Origin of the sequence: Hugenholtzia roseola DSM 9546 (assembly GCF_000422585.1) — a bacterium.
Classification (GTDB): domain Bacteria; phylum Bacteroidota; class Bacteroidia; order Cytophagales; family Bernardetiaceae; genus Hugenholtzia; species Hugenholtzia roseola.
Genome location: NZ_KE383889.1, coordinates 49,306 through 69,494 on the forward strand (window position 1 = coordinate 49,306; position 20,189 = coordinate 69,494).

Consider the following 20,189-nt stretch of genomic DNA (forward strand, 5'->3'; position numbering starts at 1 on the left):
GGGAGGTTCTAAAAAAACAAGAGCCGTTTGGAAATCATACTTTTTACAAAAAAACAGATGCACTTACGCCTGCATGAGTTGCGTTTTGTCGGAAAAAATTACGACCTGCCAGCTTCGGTTTGGCAAAAGCGGAAGCGTAGGTGCGTAGGGTAGGGGAAAAGGCGTGGGGGATTTGAAAAAATAAGGCACAGTTTGGCTGCTGCCTTCGTGTTCGCGACTCTTGATTTTCTTTTCGCGCCAAAGTTTCATTTCCTCCTCTATTTCCTTTTCCATTTCGGGGCTAAAACCTTTGGGAATGAGCGATTTGAGGTCGGGTTTTCCTGCATTTATCCAGCAGGTGTACCAAAGGTCTGCCGTCATTTTGATAGAAGCGCGAAGTTGGCGTTCTACCTGCCCATCGAGCCTATCGTGATAGGCGCGTGAAAAAGGCACAGAATAGACTTTTGTGGTGATATTGCCGCGCGTTTCGAAGCTCCATTTTTGGTCTTCGCCCATTTCTTGCGTTAGTTCGCGCTCGAAGCGGAAGACGGAATCTAAGGCAATATGCGCTTTTGTTACGGCTGTCCAAGCGCGTTCTAAGGGGTCGGATTCGTATTCTGCCCCCAAATCGAAAAACAAATCATATTCCTCGAAAAAAAGTTCGGGTAGGCGCGATTCCCAAAAGCCATGAATACCCGACTGCCCCGTCATGTGTCCGTTGTAATTGACTGTGGTATGCAGTGGCACGTTGCCATCGCCGATATAATGCCCCAAATCTGCCGAAAGCAGCAAAATCCTATCGCTATCTTTATTGCGCATGGCTTCGGTAAGGCGATAGACCATCTTTTCGATATGCCAAGGCACAATTCCATACGCCAAAAGTGTATCTTCGCTGTATTTTTCTACGGCATCTTTCCATTTATGCGGCACAGTTTCATAGGCACGCTCGCCATACACGTCCAAATCGATGTAGTGGCGCGGTGCTTCCCCTTCTACGGCGTAGCGGCGGCGGTCGGGATTGACGGCGTTTTCGGTCAGAAATTGGATATGCGCTTTGTAAAAACCCAACATTTCGGGCGGCAACAAAAAGACCGCCACACGATTGATGCGCTTGTGTGTGAAAAAGCCCCATGCCTTCGCTTCGGATAGGAAAAAGCATTGAAAAAGTACCAAAAAGATAGGCAGCAGTCCCAAGTGGCTACCCAAATTTTTTTTCACTTTTCTTTTAGCACTGTTAAAATGAGGGTGCTTGTCGTTTTTTGTGTCGTGATGCGTCTTTTTTTTCATGGGCGTGAAGTTTTGAAGCCTAATCCTTTTAGGAAGTCCAATATATCAAGAAAAACGGCAAAACGAAAAAGATGACCAAAATATACACAAACCCAAAAAGGCGATTTTCCTGCGCCAATTCGCCTAACTTTTCGGATAAGTACAGCGGTAGCATCTTTAAAAAGGGTACAAAAAGAAAAAGAAGTCCGCCAAAAATATTGAAAAGGATATGCACAAAGGCGATAACCAACGCCGTTTCCGATTTGAAAAGGGCTGCTAATAAGCCTGTTATGGTTGTGCCGATATTTGCACCGATAATAAAAGGAAAGGCAACCCCCAAATTGACGCGCCCTTTCGCTACCAAAGGCACAATGAGCGAAGTCGTTACCGAACTCGACTGAATGGCACTCGTGAGCAAAAGACCCGAAAAAAAAGATTTCCACTTATTGCCAAACAAAACTTCCAAAAGGGCAGGGTTTGATTCTCCTTGTTGGGTTTCGCTTTCCATTTTTTTTGTTCCGATACCCTGTTTGAGCATCGAGTATTCCAAAATTTTGGAAAAAGAGCGCAAGGAGAAAAACAAAAACAAAATCGCACCCAATAGCAGGAAGAAGGGATAGTCCTTGCTATTTTCTACTATCCAATTAGAAAGGTGGCGCACCAAATAATTGCCTTCTAAGTTGGGATTGTCGCCTGCTGTAAAAGGAAGGTGGCGCACCAAAATTTCCGCACCTTTGCTAAGAAAATGCGTGTAATATTCTATCGGAAAAATGATAATAAGAGCGCAAATATTAAATAAATCGTGCAGCGAACCCGCAGCAATGGCGCGTCTAAATTCTTTTTTGCTCGAAATATGCCCCAAAGAAATCAGGGTGCTGGTCAGGGTTGTTCCCACATTTGCACCCAAAATAATAGGAACAGCTTGCGAAATTTGAAGCGTATCCGAAGCTACCAATGCCACAGTCAGGGAGGTAGTCGTAGAGCTACTTTGCACAATAGAAGTAACCAATAGCCCAATAAAAATACTAACAAATGGATTATTTGTCAAAGCAAAAACCTCACGCGCCGCCTGATGACTAAAAAGACGCAGCGTTCCAACCATCGTTTCTATGCTCAATAAAAAGAGGAAGAAGATACCAATAATGGCAGCCACTTGTCCCAAGATGTGTTGAAGCGTTTGGCGAGGGGAGGCAACGGAAGGCGACGGTGGGCGATTTTGAGTCAATCTAAAATCTAAATTTGAGGGTGAAGGAGGTAGAAAAAGGATAAAAACGGCAAGAAAAAGGCGGTTTCTTTTTCAGAACCACAAAGGTACGGATTTCGAGGGGCTGCCAAAGGGCTTTCTAAGTCAAGAAATTGTGAATTTTCGAAACCCAAGTAAAGGGCTAAAAAGTCTTTTCGGTTAAGCCCTGCTTTTTTTCGGTTAAAAAAAGTCTTTCAATAGGTGAGAAGTGAAAGAAAGAACCTTCTTTTGCTACTTATTGGCAAAGTGTGGTCAGCGTTTTGGCAAGATTTTATCAAAGTTGCACCAAAAATTTATCAGGGTATCGGGCAGTAATGTTAAATTCTAAAAACCAAATGCAAATGTAGGGACAAGGCATTGCCTTTTCCTATGCCCCAAACCCTAAGGGTCTTGAAGACCCTTAGGGTTTAAGTCCAAATTTTATTTCGTGTCAAATTTGAAAAAACAAGTTTTTTTACAGAACTTAACATTACTGGGGTATCGGGTTGTGTATGCTATTTTTACTTTTTTATGAAAAAGATGCTGGAAAAACAAAACATATTTATTGGCGATAGGATACCAAACAGACAGATGTTTGTCTTAGGTTGGCTTTTTTTACTACTGCCGCTATCCTTTCTGCCCACTTCAAAAGCCCAACTTCCTAATTTGGATAGCCTTTTGAGAGTGGAAGATACCGTTTCGGTGGATAGTTTGAAACTGAAAAATCTTTACGTTATCGGAAAAGTGTATCAGCACAAGGATAGTATTGTCCTTTCAAACGCCTACTTTAATAAGACCTACCAAATGGCTATCGAGAAAAAGATGCCGCTCTTCGAAGGTTTAGCTTTGCGCGAATTGGGCGCAAATGAGTATGGTTTAGGCAATTACGCCAACGCTCTGACTTGGTATATGAAAAGTTATGAAATTTTAGATAAAAACAACTTTAAAAAACAAAAATCCATCTGTTTGCAGCAAATAGGAAAGTTGCATGAAGTGCAGACTAATTACAAAATAGCCTTAGATTATTACCAAAAAGCCTTAGAAATTGAAAAAGAATTGAAAGATGATAATTCACTTTCCTATGCCTACAACAACATGGGCAATATCTTGGGGCTTTTGAAAGACTATGAAAAGGCGGTTGAATTTCAGATGGAATCTATCAAAATTAGAGAAAAAATCCCCAACAATCCAAATCTAACTTATTCCTACAACGATTTGGCTTCTCTTTATACAACCCAACAGCAACCCGAAAAAGCTCTACCTTATTTTGAAAAAGCAATCAGTTTGGCAGAAAAATATGAAGATTTTGGTTTTTTGGTCTTTGGTTATACCAATTTGGGGGAGTGTTATGCCCAGATGAAAAAGTGGAATTTGGCACAGCAGCAAGCGGAAAAAGGCTTGGCTTTGGCAAAAAAGCTGCAAAGCAAGCAGGGAATTGGCTTTGCGCTTGCCGTTTTGATGCAAATAGAAAAGGAGCTAAAAAATTATGAGCAGGCTTTTGCTTATCAAGAGGCGTACATTCTTTACAAAGATAGCTTATTTAATGAAGAGTCGCTTAAATCTATTTCCAAATTAGAAACCAACTTTCAAATAGAATCGCAGAAAAAACAAAATGAAATTCTGAAAAAAGACCTCGAATTGAAAGAAAAAAAGGAAGCAGCCCAGAAAAATTTGATTCTTTTTGCCTCCGTAGGGTTGCTTTTGTTAGGCGTAGTGGTTGTGATTTTGTATAGAAACAATCAACTAAAAAGAAAGGCGAATCATATCTTGATAGAAAAAAATGAGGAAATCAATTTGCAGAACGAAGAAATCCGAATTCAGTCGGAAATGCTCTTGGAAGCAAACGAGGAAATCAATAAAAAGAACGAAGACATCACGGGCAGTATCAAATATGCCTTGCGGATTCAGCAGGCTCTTTTGCCCACAGAAAAAAGCATCATAGAAAATTTCAAAGATGGATTTGTACTTTATCAGCCCAAAGATATTGTTTCTGGCGACTTCTACTGGTGGCATAGCACGCCTGAATGGGCGGTCGTTGTGGCGGCAGATTGCACAGGTCATGGCGTGCCGGGTGCTTTTATGTCTATGATAGGCTCGAATTTATTAGACGAAATCGTAAAACAACAACAGATTTTCGAGCCGCATCTGATTTTAGAAAAGCTCCATAGCCGCGTCTTTGAAGTTTTGAAACAAAATCAAACCCAAAATCAAGATGGCATGGACGCTGCCGTCTGCACCTTCTTTCCAAAAACTAACGCGCTGCATTTTGCAGGTGCAAAAAGTCCCTTGATTTGGGTAGGAAAGGGCGGATTGCAAAAGTTGAAAGGCGATAAAATGCCTATCGGGGGTAGCCACTATCCTGAAAGGCGCAATTTTACGCTGCAAAGTTTGCAGTTGGAGCAGGGCGATATGGTCTATCTACATTCTGACGGTTTTGCCGACCAATTTGGGGGGCGCGAAAATAGAAAGTTTTTAAGCCAAAATTTATATCAATTATTATCTCAAAATGCAGACCTGCCCCTTTCCCAACAGAAAGAACGCCTCAAAAAAGCCTTTCACGATTGGAAGGGCAGAGAAAATCAGATAGATGATGTAATGGTTTTGGGTCTTCAATTTGTTTAATGCTCACTTTGTTTTTATGCAAAATTCTTACATGCAATATGCACTCGAATTGGCGCGATTAGGCAAAGGTAGTGTAAGTCCGAATCCCTTAGTAGGGGCGGTTTTGGTGCATCAAGACCAGGTAATCGGGGCGGGCTACCACGCCCAATATGGGCAGGCACATGCCGAAGTTGCCGCCTTCGAAGCCGCGCAGCAGCATTTAGAAAAAGAGGGGAAAAGTCAAGTCCAAATCGCCGAAATTTTCAGAGCCTCTACCCTTTATGTAACCTTAGAACCTTGCGCTCATTTTGGAAAAACGCCTCCTTGTGCTGATTTGGTAGTGAAAAAGCAGGTGCAAAAGGTGGTAGTCGCTACCTTAGACGACAATCCTTTGGTAGGCGGTAAGGGCATCGAGCGGATAAGGGCGGCAGGAATTGAGGTAGAAATTGGAATAGAAGCGCAGGCGGCAAGGTGGCAAAATCGCCGTTTTTTCAAGATGATAACACAAAAAACGCCTTATCTTGTCTTGAAATGGGCGCAAAGCAAAGATGGCTTTTTAGCACCTTTGGCACAAAAAAAGGCAGAACGCCTGCAAATTAGCAGTGCTTTTTCGCGCTATATGGTACATCAGTGGCGTGCCGAAGAAGATGCCATTTTGATAGGTAAAAATACAGCCCTTTACGACAATCCTACCCTCGATGTGCGCTATGCAAGGGGCAAAAATCCGCTTCGAATTGTTGTCGATAGAAAATGTGAGCTACCTGCCGAATTAAAAGTTTTTGATGGAAGTGTGCCTACGATAGTGTATCACGATTTACAATATGCTTATTCAGAAAATATAAAAAACAAATTTGATTTCATAGAAAAAAATAAGCCTTTTCCCATCAAAACAGTCGCGCTTTCGCTTTTGTACCCTGACCAGAAGGAAGCCCAACATGACAATATTGAAACAAACGACAAAAATAAAACAGAAAAAAAGGCTTGGCAGGCAATTTTAACCGATTTAGGGCAGCGCAACATTCAATCTCTTTTAGTAGAAGGAGGGGCGAAAATCCTAACTTCGCTGATAGAAACCGAATTGGCAGATGAAATTCGCCTTTTCGAGGCTAAGGAATTGCGTTTGGGAAGTGGTATTTCCGCACCTGCATGGGCGGCTCTCGATGGCTTTGATTTGAAAGAAAGCTATGATTTTTCCACTGATAAATTATATTTTTTTGTGCGAAAGCAAAGCTAAACAAAGAAGGCAGTCGGAGGGCAAAGTATGGTGATGTTAAATTCTAAAAATCAGACGCAAATGTAGGGACAAGGCGTTGCCTTGTCCGCAGTGAGATTGAAATAAAAAAGGTTTTTAGACCCAAAAATGGGTTTCTGTCCAAATTTTATTTTGTCTATCACTTGACAAAACAAGGTTTTTCGCAGAACTTAACATCATGGAGGCAAGGTCTGGTTCTAAAAACTATATCAAGGCAGTGAAGCGGATTGCCTTTTTCTATGGGTGGTGTCCTTTTTAAATCTATACCTTTTGGGCAAAAAAGTGCAATTTTGCAACACTTTGGGCGTTTTTATTCGTAGCTCCTGATAGAAAAAACTGTGATAGGGGGCTTTTCCTAAAAACTTATTCCCGTTTCTTTGTATGTTTTTTATTTTGAAAGATAGAAAAAATGGAAAAGATAACTTCTTGAAAAACAGAGGCTTGTCTTTGTATTTGATGCTATTGGGTTTGCTTTTTGTGGGTAGTAGTTGCGAAAAAACGCCTTTTTCCGAAACAGAACCTTCGCCTACGCTCGAACTCAAAAGTAATTTTGCTGCTAAGATTGAAGTGGATTCACTTTATACAGTCGGCGATATTAGAATTGGCAGGACGCAAAATCTGACTTTTACCCTGACTAATAAGGGTGGAAACGAATTGCGCTTGGGAGCGGTAGGCGTTGATAATGGCTCTTATCAAGTGGTGAAAGGTTTTGACAAACAGACCCTCAAAAAAGGCGAGCGCACCACTTTTACGATACAATTTACGGCACAAAAAGGCGGCTGGAACGCGACTAATGTTGCCTTTTTTAGCAATGACGACCAAAATTTGGTATTTCAGTTCAAAATTCGTTTTTTTGTACGCGAAGCCCCCGAACTGACCACTTTTGGGGAAATAGATTTTCCCGAAGGCATCAATAACTTTGATTTTAACGACGGCGACAGGCTTGGGACGCTTTTCCGCGTAACCATGCCCGTCAATGACCCCAATAAGGTCATTGACCCGACGACGATAGAGTTGGTCTTGCAGGCGCGATTTTCGGCTACTTCAAATCAGGTAGATGAAGTGGTCAAGCGTGGCTTTGAGCTATCTTTTAGCCCCGATATGAAAACGGTGAGCTATACCTTTGCCGCGCGTTTTGGCATTAGCACCCACATAGACCTGACGGCTTGGTTTCGCCTACCCACAGGGGAGGAATCGAATAAGGTTACGGTGCGATTCGAGCGTCCCGCAGGGGCAAATTAGTAGTAAAAAAATATGACACAAAACAATATGAAACAGGTATCTTTTTGGCGTTTTACTTGGGCAGGCGTTCTGCTCTTGGCATTTGGGCTTGCCGCCTGTCAGGGCGAAGTGAATAACGAACTTGCGGCGCAATACAAAGTCTTGGGCGTTTGGAAACTGACGCGCTTGCAGACGAAGCTCTCGGAAAATGGGGCTATTTTGGAAGAAAAAAATGAAATCCTAAAAGCCGACGACCGCAGGATTTGGAAACTTTCCGAAAATGGCGAATACCGCACCGAAACCTCGCAGGGCAGGCTGCCCGATTCGGTTAGTATCGGACTTTGGGAATTGCAGGGCGTAGAGATGGATTCGGCACTTTTGCTTTTGCCTGCCAGAGGCGATTCTTTGCCCTATCGCATAGAAAAACTTTCGGTGAGCGTCTTGGAATTGTGGCGCAATCAGGAGCGGATTCGCATCGATACGACGACGATGGATACGGTTCGCCTGCAAGAGGAAGAGCGTTTGATTTTTGAGAAAGAGTTTTAAAAAAGTTTTTAAAAAGTTCTAAAAAATGAACTGATACAAACCTACTCTTTCCTATCTTTTCCCTTTCTTCTTTCTTGCTCCTTTATGCCGCCTACCAAACTTGCCTTTTTTCGTTATTTGCTCATTGATGAAATGTTGCGTAGCAGAAGCCGTCCTTTTCCCACCAAAGAGGAGATTTTAGAAGCCTGCAATGAGAAATTTGGGGTCAATTCTATCTCTACCATCGAAAAAGACATGGCTGCCATGCGTCTGGATTTTGACGCGCCTATTTATTACGACAAAAGGCAAAAAGGCTACGCCTATCAAGACCCTGAATATAAATTTCTTTCGGTAAATCTTTCCGAAGATGAAATGCTCGCGCTTAGTTTTGTCGAAACCTTATTGGGCGAATTTCGCAATATGCCCATTTTTAGCCTCTTTTCTGTGGCGGTAGATAAGGTATTAGATGGCTTAGAACTGACCAAAAAATTGCATACCGAAAAGCGGCATTTGCAGCAAGCTATTCAGATAGAGCAAGCTCCTTATTTGAAGGGCAGCGATAAGTTAGGCGATTTGTTGCGCTATATTGCCGAGCAAAAGGTAATCGAGGTGAGTTATCAAAAGTATGGCAGCGAAAGCACAAAAGATTATTTGGTACACCCTTATTTGCTCAAAGAGTTTCGCAATATGTGGTATCTGATAGGCTATCACGAGGCAAGTGGCGAGGTGCGTACCTTTGGCATAGATAGAATTACACAAGTGCTGCCCCAAGAAAAAGACTTTCTACCCCAAGAAAAAGTCAATTTTGATGCAGAAAGTTTTTATTTCTATTGCATTGGCGTAACGGCATTGAGCGAAAAACCTGCCGAAATACGTTTGCGCTTCGAGCCTTTTTTGGCGAACTATGTCAAGGCGCAGCCGCTGCATCATACCCAAGAAATTATAGAAGACGACGAGCAGAAGGGCTGCCTTTTGCGTTTGCGTCTTATCATCAATCACGAATTGAAGATGCTCATTTTGGGTTATGGCGCAGGGGTCTGTGTGGAAGCTCCTGCAAGTTTGGCGGCTGAAATTAGGCGCGAATTTGAAAAAGGCGTGGCGCAGTATGCTACCAAAAATTAGGTACAAAGGTAGGAACAAGGCATTGCCTTCTCCGCAGTGAGATTGAAATAAAAAAGGAATGAACCCCACCCTGCCCTCCCCCAAAGGGCAGTGATGTTAAATTCTAAAAATTAGGTCGAATGTAGGGACAAGGCATTGCCTTGTCCGCAGTGAGATTGAAATAAAAAAGGATTTTCAGACCCAAAAATAGGGTTCAGTCCAAATTTTATTTCGTGTCAAATTTGAAAAAACAAGGCTTTTTACAGAACTTAACATTACTGCCCCAAAGGGAGGGTTTCAAAACCAAATTTTATTTCGCCTCAAATTTGATAACACCAAGACTTTGCACAGAACTTAATATGACAAGCCCTTTCAGGTTTGAGCCGATAATAGGCGCAAGCCTTGTGTCGTTTTTTTTGTATCTTTGTCGCGTCTGGGATAGGGCTATCCCGACAGTCAGTAGTGTTAAGTTCTAAAAATTAGGTACAAATGTAGGGACAAGGCATTGCCTTGTCCGAAGTGAGATAGAAATAAAAAAAGATTTTCAAAACCAAAAATAGGGTTCTGCCCAAATTTTATTTCGTTTCTAATTTGACAAAGCAAGAATTTTCGCAGAACTTAACATTATTGCCCCGACCGCAGCCCGTTGTTTTGACCAGCGGCAATAGTTTTCTTTTTGTTTTGTTTAATATACAAATGATGACGCGCTTTTTTTCTAAAAAAATAACGCCTTTTGCGATTGTATTTTTGTTGCTAATGGCTGCCTGCCAAGAGGAAGAGCCGCCACAGGAGCGTCAGAAGTACGACGGGGCGAAAGTGGTTTTCGAAAACATCAATACCCTTTATAGCGAGCAGGCGAATCTTAAAATCAAGATTGAGGCGGCTTCGGAAAGCGTCTTGCAAAACGACGACATTCTCTATCCAAAGGGGATTCGGGTGAGCATGTATGACGAAAAGGGGCTGGTTACGACTACGCTTATTTCCGATTCGGCGCGTTATGAAAAGATGCGCAAACTCTATCATGCCTTTGGCAATGTAGAGGTCATCAATTACGAGCAAAAGCAAAAAGTCAATGCCGACGAATTGCATTGGGACGAAAACAAGCGCGAATTTTTTACCGATACACGCATTGTCATCACTACGCCCTACGAAAATCTCTACGGGATAGGCATGCGCTCAAATGATAAGTTTAGCAAGTATAAGATTTTGAAAACCACAGGCAGTTTTACATATCAAGAACGCACCGAAGGACTTTCCGCTACCGATAGCGTCTTGAAGGCAGAAAGCAGTGCTGAAAAAGCTCTCAAAGAGCAGACAGAGCAGCAGCAACCTTCTCGCGACATCAAACAGACCGAAAAAGATTCGCCCAAATTGAAAATGGAGCAAAATAAATAAGGCTTTTCAAGTGCTTAAAAAATTGAAAACATAAAATCTTGAAAAAGTTTTAAATCGTTTCTAAAATGCAAAAAAACACCAACTTCTTTAAAGTCTTTTTTCAAGGCTCACTCGATAATGTTCTCTTGGCGGTCTTGATTGGCTTCTTTATCATTGCCATTCACCAGACTTTGGTCTATGGTTTTATGTATAGTTATTGGCTTTATATGGTGGTGCTATTGATTTTGCTTTTGTTGCGATTCAGACGCGCCCAACGCCAAAAAAAGGAACAAGAAGCCCCACTTTCTCAACCCAAAAAGGCGACTCGCGCCCCGAAAAAAAACAAAAAATAAGCCTTTCTATCACCCTACTGCCCTTATCATTTCCTTTCTATGAACGAAAACCTGCTTTTTATTGTACTTTCTCTATTTTTTTCCGCCTGCTTTTCGGCGGCAGAGATGGCTTTCATTTCGGCAGACCGCCTGCAAGTTGCGCTTCGGCAGGGTGAAAATTCGCAGACGGCACGTTTTCTTCGTCTTTTTTACGAAAACGAAGATTATTTTATTTGCACAACCCTAACGGGCAATACCATTTCTTTGGTCTTGTACGGCATTTTTTTGGCACGCCTTTTAGATGAGCCGATTGCTTGGCTTATTGCCACTTGGCTTGGCGATATGAACCTTTCGCCTACTTTCCTCGACATTCTGACGATGCTCGCCCAAACCAGCGTTTCTACGGTCGTGGTCTTGGCAGTGGCAGAATTTCTACCCAAGACCTTAGCCTTAGTCAATCCCATGCGCACGCTCCTGACGTTGGCTTTTCTGATGCGCCTCGTTTATTTCGTTTTCTACCCCTTTGTGTGGCTTATCATACGTTCTACGGCGTTTTTTGTCAAGATTTTTTTTGGCATCAAGACCACAAAAAACGACAAGACCAAACTTGGTTTGGCAGACCTCAATTTTTATGTCGAGAGCATAGACGAACAGCAGCAAGAAGTAGATAAGACTTTGATTAAAAACGCAATAGAATTTAAAGAGCTAAAAGTGCGCGATTGTCTTATTCCGCGTATTGATATTGTAGGGATAGAAAAAAGCGAACCGATAGAAAAATTGCGCGAACTTTTTATCAAAAGCGGACATTCTAAAATTATTGTCTATGAAAAGGACATCGACAACGTGGTGGGATACTGCCATGTCCTGCGCATGTACGATAAGCCCAAAAAAATAGAGCAGATTATCGAAACTATCATCATGCTACCCGAAACGGCAAAAATCAATCAGCTTATGGTACAATTCATAAACCAAAGAAAAAGCATTGCCCTGATTACAGACGAATATGGCGGTACGGCGGGTATCGTTACGGTGGAAGATGTGGTAGAAGAAATTTTAGGAGAGATTGAAGACGAACACGACGAGGAGCAGTTTTTATTCCAACAACTTGACGAAAATACTTACGAACTGACGGCGCGTCATCTGATAGAGGAGCTAAACAAAAGCCACCAGTGGAATTTCCCCGAAGGCGACTACGATACCTTGGGCGGCTACATTTTAAGCCTACATGGGAACGTTCCCAACGAGGGCGAGGTCATAGAAAACGAGCGTTTTACCATCGAAATCAAGTCTATGCGTGGAGCCAGAATCGATAACGTCCGCCTCACTTGGAAGCAAAAGCGCGACAAAGCGGAGGAATAAGGGTTAATGCAGGCTGATGCAGGCACAGATAGCGAAAAAGTAAGGCGCAAAAAGGGTATTTTAGCCGAAAAGACGGCTTTTTGAAAAAAAAAGTCTAAAAAAAATAGCACCGTACATAGATTACGGTCTGCCTTTCTAACTTTGTAGCATAGGAAAGCGCAAGCAAAGGAGAGATTTATAGAAATTTGAGGTCGTGAAAGTTTCAATTTTTCTTTTTTCTTTCTAAATTGTGCCAATCATTTTGATTTCACTTCTCTAAAATCGCAAATTCTTACGGATATGAGCAAAGATAATGATAAAAGTAAAAAATTAGAAGCCCTCAAAACCACTTTGGCGAAGCTCGACAAGACTTATGGCAAGGGTACGGTTATGAAAATGAACGATGAAAGCGTGGTAGAAGTACCCGTTATCTCGACAGGCTCGCTCGGACTCGATATGGCACTCGGCGTGGGCGGTTTGCCACGTGGCAGAGTTATCGAAATCTATGGTCCTGAATCGTCAGGTAAGACAACTCTCACCCTGCATGCTATTGCGGAGGCGCAAAAAGCAGGCGGCTTGGCGGCTTTTATTGATGCCGAACACGCCTTCGACCGCATCTATGCCCAAAATTTAGGGGTAGATTTGGACAACCTCCTCATTTCACAGCCTGATAGTGGCGAACAAGCCTTAGAAATTGCCGAACAGCTCATTCGCTCGACGGCTCTCGACATCGTCGTCATCGACTCGGTGGCAGCACTCGTGCCAAAGGCAGAATTAGAAGGCGAAATGGGCGACTCGAAGATGGGTTTGCAGGCGCGTTTGATGTCGCAAGCCTTACGAAAACTGACAGGGGTTATTAGCAAGACCAACTGCTGCTGCATTTTTATCAATCAGTTGCGCGAAAAAATCGGGGTCATGTTTGGAAACCCTGAAACTACCACAGGCGGAAACGCGCTTAAATTCTACGCCTCGGTGCGCCTCGATATTCGCCGCGTAGGTGCAATTAAAGAAGGCGATAAAATCTTGGGCAATCGTACAAGAGTGCAGGTGAAAAAGAACAAAGTTGCGCCTCCTTTCCAGCAGGTAGAATTTGACATCATGTACGGACAAGGTATCTCAAAGGCGGGTGAAGTCTTGGATATTGCCGTAGAATACGACCTCATCAAAAAATCAGGCTCTTGGTATTCTTATGCCGATAGCAAACTCGGACAGGGACGCGATGCCGTCAAAGCTCTTATCGAGGATAATCCTGAATTGATGCAGGAATTGGAAAATAAAGTCCGCGAAAAGGTCAAGTCTAACGAACTCGAAAGCCGAAGCAAAAAAGGCGCGAAGGCGGCAGCACAAGCACCCGACGCACTCGAAGAAGAGGACGACCTTTTAGACGACGACCTTGATTTTGATGACGAAGACTAATCATTTTGCCGTATCGATGTTTTTTAGCGATTCTTCTCTTTTATGCTAATTTGGAAGTAGCCTTGCTACTCCTTATCCTATCCTACGATACAGACCTTAGTTTCTAAGGTCTGTATTGCATTTTATCTAAATTTGAGTCTAATATTTTTCTAATTTGGGCTTCATTTTAGCCTAACTTTGTCTTAATCTTGTCTAATTCTTGTCTAATTCTGCCCTCTTTTGCCTTACTTCGTTTTTTCTTGTTTTTTCAATAGCCCTAAGCAACTCAAATGGCTATCTTTGCGTCTTGTTTTCGGTTTTCAAATTCCTTTTTATCTTTCAAACAAAAAAAATCTATGCAGCATATTCAGAAAATTTTTTGCCTTCTCATTTTCGCCCTTCTTGTAGTGGCTTGTAAAAAAGACGACCCCGAACCTACGCCCGAACAAAACCTAACAGGAAAGTGGAAAATTACCACTGCCGACGTGAAATTATTTGCAGCAGGAACAGACATTACCGAAGATTTTATCGGCGATAGCTCTGATATTGTACCCGACAATACCATCATAGAATTTAAAGCCGACGGCACTTTTACCACAATCCCCGAAGATGGCACGCCGCCACAAACAGGCACTTGGGAATTTTTAGAAAATAAGACCAAAATTAAGTTTTCAGGACTTTTCGGAGATGATAGCGGATTCGAGGATTTCCTTGATGCCCAAACTTTGGCGCAAATTCAGACCTACAACGTTGCCCAGCTTACTTCAAGCGCGTTACAGATTCAAAATTCTACGCCTGTGCAGGTAGATATTCCAAATCTGCCCATTCCGATTACGATAGAAGTGCGCCAAGATATTACCTTTGCCAAGCAGTAAGAAGGCACTTTGATTATTTTTCAATATCTTTGCAAGACTATCTTTGCCAGTCTGATAGACAACTCTGATAGACAACCTTGACGATTTAAAAAGTCGAGGTTGTTTTTTTTCAAAACCTATCTCTTTTGCTTATGTCTGTTGTTGTTGATAAAAAATTGCTCTACCAATTAGCACACCTTTCCCGTTTGCGCTTTTCTGATTCCGAGGAGGCGCAGATGATAGAGGATTTGAACGCCATTCTCGATTGGGTGGAAGAACTCAAAGCAGTCGATACCGAAGGCATCGAGCCACTGACGCATATTTCCGAAGAGGTCAATGTCTTGCGTGCAGATGCCGTAACGGATACGATTAGCCGTGAGCAGGCTTTGAAAAATGCACCGAAACGCGATTCAGATTATTTTCGCGTGCCTAAGGTGATAGAATAAACGCCCTTTTTAGAGAGCATTTGCATTTCCGTAGGGACAACGCACCGCGTTGTCTGAATTATGCACGGAGGCTTCTATTCGGTATCATTTTTTCTGCATAAATGCCAAAAAATGATTTGGTTTTCGAACCCTCCCCTATGGGGGGAGGGCAGGGTGGGGGTTCAGAAGGATTGTTCAAAGCACAAAAATCTATTGACCTTCTGACCGTTGTAGCAAGGTTGTTCTCCCAAACGGCTTTTTAGCCCCCATAATCGCGCACCGCAGGCGGCAGATACGTTTCCCCTTCGGCGCGAATACGCTTGTACTCTTGCCAGTCGAAGGTGCGTAGGAAGTAGGCTGCCGCTTTTGCACCTCTTATGAAAAGGTCTAATTTGTCTTCTTTGGAAAGGCGAAAATCTATCCACTTGTGTTTGCCTGTGTCTATCCAAGTGATAAGGCGATTGTAGTCGCGATTACGAAGCAGGAAATTATAGTCCGAAACTTGGCGAGCCGCATCTAAGATGGCGCGGCTAAACATAAAAGGATTGGTTATCAGATTGGGCTGCAAACGCTCACTGCCCAATTTTGCGCCGAATGTAGGCATGCGAGGGACGGTCTTTTGGGTATGAAAAACGTCTATGGGGAAATTCGACACCATGCCTCCATCTACAAAATAAGCGGCGGCAGGGATTTCGCCCCTATAATTGACCAACTTTTTCCAGCGAAGCTGTGCGCTGCGTCCTTGTGGTAGGTTTTCTATTTTAAAAGGCAGGAAGAAAAAAGGAATAGACATAGAAGCCCGCACAAAGTCGGCAGGGCTAAATAGGTCGTCTTTCCAATAAAGCCCTTTCATTTCGGGGAAAACAACCTTCGTTTCAGTCGTTACGTCAGTAGCGATAATGGCTAACCTGCGCCGCAAGCCTTCTGTATTTTCGCCTACCCCTTGTCGGATACGCAAGCCTTCGGGTACTTGGGCGAGGCGATTTTCTAAATCTTGGGCAGTATAGATTTGATGTGCCGCCAAGCCCTCTTTGAGCCATTGATAGAAATGCGCTCCCTCCACTAAGCCCCAATCTTGCCAAAGGCGATTTAGTACGCGCACACTTTTCCAGACCAAACTTGCCAAAGGAACGGTATTGTCGTGGCTTTCTATCAATACTTTGGCAAACTCACGCGCTGCCGCATCGCCATCTACAAAGTCAAAAAAATCCTTTTGGGCAATCCGCTCCAAGACAAATTCCGCCTTCGATTGATGCTTTTCCTTTTCGCCTGCTTCGGGAATGGCTGCTAAAAGTAGGGCGTTGATAGCTCCTGCCGAAGTGCCTGCCAAACCCAGAAAGCGAATCCCCATCTTTTCCAACACATAGATATAACCCAAAAGGGCAATACCCAAAACGCCGCCCCCTTCTTGCACCAAATCCACGTATTGATGCCCTTCTTCATCTAAAACATCAGAAAAAATTTTGCGATGCACCCCTGTTTTTTTTAGGCTGCTAATAAGATTTTTCATAATCGGGTGTTGGGTAAAATCACGCGCTTGCATAGGGAGGCTGGAAAAGAGAAGTGAGAAATGAAAGTAGGATTATTATTTTATTTTTTAGCATCATAGAAAGAAAAACGATTGCGCCAAACGCTGCTTATCGTCCTTTGACAATTTTTAAGACCTGCGCCTTTTAAAAAAGCCACGAAAAGCAAAAGCAAACGCTGAAAACTTAGTACCTTTGCGTTTCTATTGGGCAAAAGGCAAACTCTGCCTCTGCCTTTCAGGTGGTAAGCTACTTCTTTTTCACGTCTTATGTCGATTCTTTCTTTCCAAAAATTGCGAGCTACGTTTTCCCTTCCACCTTCCCAAAAGCAGGAACAGCAAGGGAAAGGCGATTGGCGTATGCTTTTCAAGATACCATTTTTTGCGCAAAAAAAACAAAAGGTTTCCTTTTTTCCTATCCTAAAAAATAAGACGGCTTGGGCAAAGGCAGGGCTTACATTAGCAGGGCTTTCCCTTACGGCGTGTCAAGATTGTACCTTTATTTCTGACAATTTACAAAGGGTACGCCTCGAATTTGCTACCCCCCTGACCCAGACGGCACGCGATACACTCTTGCAGGCAGAGATTATCGGGCTTGTCCCCGGCTCGCTTTCGCCTATGGAAAAAGCCGTAGAGATTGGCACAAGCGGACGTAAAACCTTCGACCTGCGCCTCTTTACGCGCTATGATACAACGATTTACCGTTTTGCCGCCCTTGTCGATACCATTCCCGACGATACCCTGATGCTGCGCTATCGCAAGCAAGTTGTCATCTTGCCACCTGATTGCGGTTACGACGAAGCCATTAGCGATTTGGAAGTATTGTACCATACCTTCGATTCGGTTAAAATCCTCAATACGCGCCTACAAGTTACCAATACCACTTCTGATATTCAGATATTTGACTAAAAGTATGAACTTCTTGCTTCAAAAAAAGCCCTTTTTTCTTTTTCTTCTCTTGGGATTAGGATTTTGCGCCCCTTTGCAGGCACAAAATAATACCACTGCCGATTCGGTGAGCGTTTCTGCACCCAAAAAGACGACCAAAAAGCCCAAAGACCCCATACCGTTCCAATTCAAGGGGCTGCGTGTGGGTACAAATGTGTTTAGTCTGATTTTAGCCGCGCGTGATTTCAACCAATTTCGCCCCGAACTCAATGCAGAGTTAAATGTTAGCAATCGCTATTTTCTTACCTTTGATGCAGGCTACTCTGATATGCGAAGCCAGAAATTGGGTACAAATTCTTTTTTATACCAAAATCAGGGCATCTTTTTGCGAGCAGGCATAGACTACAATTTGATGGTTAGAACCTTCGACGACGAGGCTCTTTTTTTGGGGGTCAGATATGGCATTTCTAATTTTTCACAGCGTTTGAATTACAATGTAGATGGGCAGTATTGGGATTTTGAAGCCATAGACAATCCCGACCGCGACCGCTATCCTGTGTCGCTTTCAGAAGATAATTTGAGCCTAAGTTGGGCAGAAATTGTAGGTGGCTTTAAAGTGAATTTGGGGCAGCAGGGCTTTTGGAAAAATATTTACATGCAGCCTACCTTTATGTTGCAATTTCGCCTCACCGACCCTGCCTATCGCCTCATCAAGCCTACCGATATTCCCGGTTTTGGGCGCAATTTCTCGCGCACGCATTTGGCTTTTGCATATAGAATGGTCTGGCAATTTGGCAAGTAAGCCGCTTGTTTGCAGCCAAACCTATGCGCTGCCTCTGTCTTATTTCGTAAAATGACGTTTTAAATTTTGATAGCATGCTCCATTTGAATACGATAAGTTTTTGTTCTATTTTTTCATTTTTTTCAAAAAAAAGCCTTCCTTTGCTTGCCTTATGGGGCTTGCTCCTGCTTTTTTCAAACGCACAAGCACAAGACAAGACCCAAGAAAATAAACAAAAAAAGACCACCGACTTTATTTATGTAGATATTCCGAAAGAATTTATCCTCCCTACGGATTCGGCAGGCAGGGCTTTTTACGACTCTTTGGCAAAAAGTGCTATCGCCAAAAAGGATACTTTCGGATTGGATACACAAGATTCTCTTTTTGCAGACAAAAAAGAGAAAACCGAAAGAGACAAGAAGCCCAAACAAGACCTACAAGAACAAACCGACAAAGAAATTGCTCAAACAGATGAAAGTCTAAAAGAAAAAAATGCTCAAAAGCAACAAGAAAAATCGCCAAACACAAAACAGCCCGACAATCAAACTAAGCCTAACACCGAAGCCATAGCACAAAAGCAAAACCCCGACAGTGAAACAGAAGGCGAAGATGCCCTATTAAATCCACTTTCTATGATTGCGACGGCAGCGCAGCAGGGCGAGGGCGGTGAAGATGACCCCGAAGGCGAAATGGAAGAAGACACAAACCAAAATCCTACTATCCTGCGTATAGATGGCAAGGGAAAGGGTGGTAATCAGACAAATCTAAACTTGAAATTGGCACAGGGAAAGACCCAAAAAATAGCCAAAGACACAACCATTGTGCAGCTCTTTTATTTAGACGGCGTAGGGGCAGTTTGGCTACCTGATAGCCTACTTTCCGACGTGCGCATGGCGAAATCTTTTTTGAGAGAAGACACTACCAACTACGATAATTTTGAATTTGAAAATATCGTCATGGTATCGGAGGAATTAGCCATCGACTGCGTCTGGGTTACGCTCAATCAATACTACGCCATTTGGAGTTCGGAAATCATCAATCCCTATAAAAGTGATGCCACTACTTTCAAAGATACCATTTCGCTCCAACTCTACGACCCTGCCTTAGCGCACCTTTGGGCAATGCCCCTCGATACAAGTCAGGTAAATTCCAAATTTGGCTGGCGTGGGCGGCGTTGGCATCATGGCATAGACCTCGAATTGGATACAGGCGACCCCGTCTATGCCGTCTTTGATGGGATTGTGCGCATCGAACGCTACAATTCAGGCTATGGCAATCATGTCGTTTTGCGCCATTACAACGGACTCGAAACCCTTTATGCGCATTTAAGCCAAACTGATGTAGAAGTAGGCACTTTTGTCAAGGCGGGACAGCAACTTGGCTTGGGCGGTAGTACAGGGCGCAGCACAGGACCGCACCTGCATTTTGAAGTTCGATATGAAGGGCATACCATCGACCCAAGTTTGGTCTTCGACTTTCCCAATCATACCATTGCCGCACAAACTTTTCATATTGTACCCAAATATTTTGCACACTTAGGCAATCGTCATCACCGTACCCAAAACATACGCCAAAGCTACACCCAAACGGGTAAGGCACAGGATAGCCGTCAGGTTATTTATCATACCGTCCGCTACGGCGATTCGTATTGGAAAATTAGCCGCATGTACGGCACAAGCATGGACGCAATCTGCAAACTTAACGGCATTACCTTAAAAACGCCTTTGCGTGTAGGCAAAAAATTGAGAGTGCGCTAAAAAGTTGTTGTCATCAACTTTAAAAACAAATTCCCAAAAAAATGCTTTAAAATTTCGTATCTTCGCAATAGCACCAAAAAGAAACGACAATGGCAAAATACATCAATCCCTACACCGATTTTGGCTTTAAAAAGCTCTTTGGCGAAGAGGCAAATAAAGACCTTTTGATTGATTTTTTAAACCAACTTCTACCTGCTCACCATCAAATTGCCGAGTTAAACTTTCGCAATGTAGAAAATTTGGCGGATTTATCAGTAGAAAGAAAAGCCATTTTCGATATTCATTGTAAGGCACTTTCGGGTGAAAGGTTTATCGTAGAGATGCAAAAAGCAAAGGTAAAATACTTCAAAGAT

General features: G+C 43.0%; 18 protein-coding genes. 15 read left to right on the forward strand and 3 right to left on the reverse strand.

The features are described 5' to 3' along the window. Window positions 1–63 precede the first annotated feature (63 nt). Together G500_RS24525 and G500_RS0120870 are read right to left on the reverse strand one after the other, a co-directional pair. Window positions 64–1,266 (reverse strand): zinc dependent phospholipase C family protein, encoded by a 1,203-nt coding sequence (locus G500_RS24525; RefSeq protein ID WP_211220186.1) that lies wholly within the window; start codon window positions 1,264–1,266, stop codon window positions 64–66. A 28-nt stretch (window positions 1,267–1,294) separates the two neighbouring features. Beyond that, a complete protein-coding gene (locus G500_RS0120870; RefSeq protein ID WP_027003945.1) occupies window positions 1,295–2,470 on the reverse strand; it encodes a Na/Pi symporter in 1,176 nt (391 codons plus the stop codon). 528 nt (window positions 2,471–2,998) lie between these two features. Between G500_RS0120870 and G500_RS0120880 the strand changes: the two genes are divergently transcribed. The 11 genes from G500_RS0120880 to gatC all read left to right on the forward strand — a co-directional run bounded on the left by G500_RS0120880 (window position 2,999) and on the right by gatC (window position 14,906). Next, window positions 2,999–5,089 carry a tetratricopeptide repeat protein gene (locus G500_RS0120880; RefSeq protein ID WP_086047996.1) on the forward strand — a complete coding sequence of 697 codons (2,091 nt, stop codon included), beginning with the start codon at window positions 2,999–3,001 and terminating at the stop codon, window positions 5,087–5,089. Between the two features lie 16 nt (window positions 5,090–5,105). After that, window positions 5,106–6,302, forward strand: coding sequence for a bifunctional diaminohydroxyphosphoribosylaminopyrimidine deaminase/5-amino-6-(5-phosphoribosylamino)uracil reductase RibD (ribD, locus tag G500_RS0120885; RefSeq protein ID WP_027003947.1), 1,197 nt, complete (start codon window positions 5,106–5,108; stop codon window positions 6,300–6,302). Between the two features lie 399 nt (window positions 6,303–6,701). After that, window positions 6,702–7,562 (forward strand): Ig-like domain-containing protein, encoded by an 861-nt coding sequence (locus tag G500_RS0120900; protein WP_027003948.1) that lies wholly within the window; start codon window positions 6,702–6,704, stop codon window positions 7,560–7,562. A 27-nt stretch (window positions 7,563–7,589) separates the two neighbouring features. Then, complete coding sequence (locus G500_RS0120905) at window positions 7,590–8,087, forward strand: hypothetical protein (RefSeq protein ID WP_154657269.1); 498 nt, start codon at window positions 7,590–7,592, stop codon at window positions 8,085–8,087. 84 nt (window positions 8,088–8,171) lie between these two features. Next, complete coding sequence (locus G500_RS0120910) at window positions 8,172–9,188, forward strand: helix-turn-helix transcriptional regulator (RefSeq protein ID WP_027003950.1); 1,017 nt, start codon at window positions 8,172–8,174, stop codon at window positions 9,186–9,188. Window positions 9,189–9,758: 570 nt separating this feature from the next. Continuing rightward, window positions 9,759–10,562 (forward strand): LPS export ABC transporter periplasmic protein LptC, encoded by an 804-nt coding sequence (gene lptC, locus G500_RS25390; protein WP_051203996.1) that lies wholly within the window; start codon window positions 9,759–9,761, stop codon window positions 10,560–10,562. Window positions 10,563–10,627: 65 nt separating this feature from the next. Further along, window positions 10,628–10,894, forward strand: coding sequence for a hypothetical protein (locus G500_RS0120920; protein WP_027003951.1), 267 nt, complete (start codon window positions 10,628–10,630; stop codon window positions 10,892–10,894). A 39-nt stretch (window positions 10,895–10,933) separates the two neighbouring features. Further along, a complete protein-coding gene (locus tag G500_RS0120925; RefSeq protein ID WP_027003952.1) occupies window positions 10,934–12,232 on the forward strand; it encodes a hemolysin family protein in 1,299 nt (432 codons plus the stop codon). A gap of 279 nt (window positions 12,233–12,511) precedes the next feature. Further along, window positions 12,512–13,627, forward strand: coding sequence for a recombinase RecA (gene recA / locus G500_RS0120930; protein ID WP_027003953.1), 1,116 nt, complete (start codon window positions 12,512–12,514; stop codon window positions 13,625–13,627). Window positions 13,628–13,962: 335 nt separating this feature from the next. After that, window positions 13,963–14,481, forward strand: coding sequence for a lipocalin family protein (locus tag G500_RS0120935; RefSeq protein ID WP_027003954.1), 519 nt, complete (start codon window positions 13,963–13,965; stop codon window positions 14,479–14,481). 131 nt (window positions 14,482–14,612) lie between these two features. After that, window positions 14,613–14,906, forward strand: a complete 294-nt coding sequence (gatC, locus tag G500_RS0120940) for an Asp-tRNA(Asn)/Glu-tRNA(Gln) amidotransferase subunit GatC (RefSeq protein ID WP_027003955.1) — start codon at window positions 14,613–14,615, stop codon at window positions 14,904–14,906. A gap of 238 nt (window positions 14,907–15,144) precedes the next feature. On the opposite strand, the gene G500_RS0120950 is transcribed toward gatC, so the two are convergent. After that, window positions 15,145–16,428, reverse strand: a complete 1,284-nt coding sequence (locus G500_RS0120950; RefSeq protein ID WP_086047997.1) for a patatin-like phospholipase family protein — start codon at window positions 16,426–16,428, stop codon at window positions 15,145–15,147. Between the two features lie 252 nt (window positions 16,429–16,680). On the opposite strand from G500_RS0120950, the gene G500_RS0120960 reads away from it, so the two are divergent. The 4 genes from G500_RS0120960 to G500_RS0120975 all read left to right on the forward strand — a co-directional run. Then, window positions 16,681–17,319, forward strand: coding sequence for a hypothetical protein (locus G500_RS0120960; protein WP_161626177.1), 639 nt, complete (start codon window positions 16,681–16,683; stop codon window positions 17,317–17,319). Between the two features lie 4 nt (window positions 17,320–17,323). After that, complete coding sequence (locus tag G500_RS0120965) at window positions 17,324–18,100, forward strand: DUF6048 family protein (RefSeq protein WP_027003958.1); 777 nt, start codon at window positions 17,324–17,326, stop codon at window positions 18,098–18,100. Window positions 18,101–18,240: 140 nt separating this feature from the next. Continuing rightward, complete coding sequence (locus G500_RS26410) at window positions 18,241–19,836, forward strand: M23 family metallopeptidase (RefSeq protein ID WP_245574521.1); 1,596 nt, start codon at window positions 18,241–18,243, stop codon at window positions 19,834–19,836. Between the two features lie 89 nt (window positions 19,837–19,925). Next, the coding region (locus tag G500_RS0120975; RefSeq protein WP_027003960.1) for a PD-(D/E)XK nuclease family transposase at window positions 19,926–20,189 on the forward strand (264 nt) is incomplete at its 3' end.